Source organism: Bradyrhizobium sp. NAS80.1, from assembly GCF_001908205.1.
Taxonomy (GTDB): Bacteria; Pseudomonadota; Alphaproteobacteria; order Rhizobiales; family Xanthobacteraceae; genus Bradyrhizobium.
Map to the genome: position 1 here is coordinate 1 of NZ_LGHL01000467.1, position 2531 is coordinate 2531.

2 protein-coding genes are annotated in these 2531 nt (G+C 60.8%); both read left to right on the top strand.

Annotated features, from left to right (window positions below):
* The first annotated feature begins 451 nt into the window (after positions 1 to 451).
* Entirely contained in the window at positions 452 to 1768 is a 1317-nt protein-coding gene (gene ltrA / locus AC629_RS44265; protein ID WP_210419250.1) for a group II intron reverse transcriptase/maturase, read from the top strand.
* Positions 1765 to 2531, top strand: a 767-nt coding sequence (locus AC629_RS44270; protein ID WP_168195771.1) for an IS110 family RNA-guided transposase, incomplete at its 3' end; no start/stop codon positions are given. The genes ltrA and AC629_RS44270, both read left to right, overlap by 4 nt.

Sequence of the window (2531 nt, forward strand, 5' to 3'; positions counted from 1 at the left end):
CCCCCAGAGAATTGTCGATTGATCTGGTAGCTGACGAGCGGTCTGGACGAGCAATCGGACGGACCGAAGCCTCGTGACAAAGGTCGCCTTGGGCGGCCGAGCAATCCAGCGGGCCGTAACGTGAGTGAAGCCTGAGCACGCCTCGAAAGTTACGATGTGAATGCCGACCCGATCGTATGGCGGGGAAGGCCGCGCCGACAGGGAAGCAATCGACGCATGCACCTGTCTGGTTCACCGGGGTAATGGGCACGGCACGCTGGAAAGGTAGTGCGGGTAATCGGGGGAGACCCGTCTTGGTCGAAGGTCGCGCCTTCAGCATTGAGTAGTCGATGGACCGGGCGGGAGTCGGACAGGGTCATAGGTACCGATGAAACCGGGTAATTCCGGTGGAGGAAAGGACCCTGACTTCAGGTGCGCTTTTGAAGATGGCGAGGGAAAGGGTAGATTGGCGATGAGCCTTGAAACGCCCGATAAGATCAGGAGCCTTCAGAGAAAGCTTTATTGCAAGACGAAGGCGGAGCCTGCCTTCCGCTTCTACGTGCTGTACGACAAGATCTGCCGCGAGGACATTCTGAGCCACGCCTACAAGCTGGCCCGCGCCAATGCGGGTGCGCCAGGAGTGGACGGAACAACTTTCGAGCAAATCGACGCGTCGGGACTCGAAGCATGGTTGGCTGGCCTGCGCGATGAACTCGTCACGAAGACTTACCGGCCCGATCCAGTGCGGCGGGTGATGATCCCGAAGCCCGGCGGCGGCGAACGTCCGCTCGGTATCCCAACAATCCGGGACCGAGTCGTCCAAGCTGCCGCAAAGATTGTGCTGGAGCCGATCTTCGAGGCGGATTTCGAGGATGGCGCTTATGGATATCGCCCGCGTCGCAACGCGGTCGATGCCGTCAAGGAAGTGCACCGGCTTGTGTGCCGGGGCTACACGGACGTTGTTGACGCCGATTTGTCGAAATATTTCGACACGATTCCGCACTCGGACCTCCTCAAATCGGTGGCCCGACGCATCGTCGACCGGAATGTGCTGCGGCTGATTAAGTTATGGCTGCGAGTACCGGTCGAGGAGCGGGATAGCGACGGGAAACGGCGCATGAGCGGCGGTAAGAGCAACAAGCGTGGCACGCCACAGGGCGGTGTCATCAGTCCGCTGCTCTCCGTCATCTACATGAACCGGTTCCTGAAACATTGGCGTCTCAGCGGTCGGCGTGAAGCATTCCATGCCCAGGTTATCTCCTATGCCGACGACTTCGTCATTCTCAGCCGCGGCCACGCGGAGGAAGCATTGACGTGGACGAAAGCGGTGATGACCAAGCTTGGGTTGACGCTCAACGAGACTAAAACCTCGGTGAAGAATGCCCGATTGGAAAGCTTTGACTTCCTTGGGTACACGCTCGGACCCCGCTGCTTCCGCAATGGGGGACGATGGTATCTTGGCGCGGCTCCTTCCAAGAAAAGCGTGCTGCGGATCAAGAGGAAGGTCAGCGTACTGCTGACGCCGGGCAACAAGGGCGCTTGGCCCGAAGTACAAGCACGACTGAACCGCCTTCTGCGCGGCTGGTCCGCTTACTTCAACTATGGCTCTCTTGCTACGGCTCATCAGGCCGTTGATCGACACGTCTTCGACCGCGTGCTCGCCTTTCTGCGCAGACGACATAAGACGCCAGGACGTGGCGTCAGACAGTTCTCTGATCAGTTCTATGGGAACCCTGGCGTACTTGTGCTGAACCGCGTGCGCAAAGTGTCGCCGACGTGCGCCTTGTGACGAAACCTGTCGGAAAGCCGGATGCGGGAAAACTGCACGTCCGGTTTGATGAGCGGGGAGAGGAAACGGAACGCGCAACAAGCGCATCACCGCGCCTCTCCTCGACTCTACTCAAGCGGCAGAAGAACGACACCACGGACGCGGAGGCGATTTGCGAGGCGGTCACGCGACCCACCATGCGGTTCGTGCCGACCAAGACGGTCGAGCAACAGAGCTGTCTGATGCTTCATCGCGCGCGCCATCTGTTCATCCGCCAGCAGACTGCCGTCATCAATTCAATCCGCGCCTATCTTGCCGAGTTCGGGATTGTCGCCCCGGTCGGGCGCCGGGGTGTCGAGCAACTGCTGGAAGTCGTCGCCGATCCAGCCGAGCGCCGGCTCCCGGAGGCGGCCCGCGCGTGTCTTGCTGCGCTCGGCAGTCAATTGCAGGCGCTGAAGGCCCAAATCCTGGAGTTCGACCGACGCATCATCGCCTGGCATCGATCAAGCGCGACGAGCAAACAGTTGGACGCGATCCCTGGTGTCGGGCGGGCGCTGGCAACGGCGCTAGTCGCAAGCGTTGCCGATGCCAAGGCCTTCCGATCGGGTCGGGATTTCTCGGCCTGGGTTGGGCTCGTGCCGAAGCAGAACTCGAGCGGGGGCAAGGACAAGCTTGGCAGTATCAGCAAGCAAGGCGATCGCTATTTGCGCAGCCTGTTCACGGCCGGCGCACTCGCCGTGATCCGCTATGCCAAGATCCATGGCACGGGGCATCGACCCTGGCT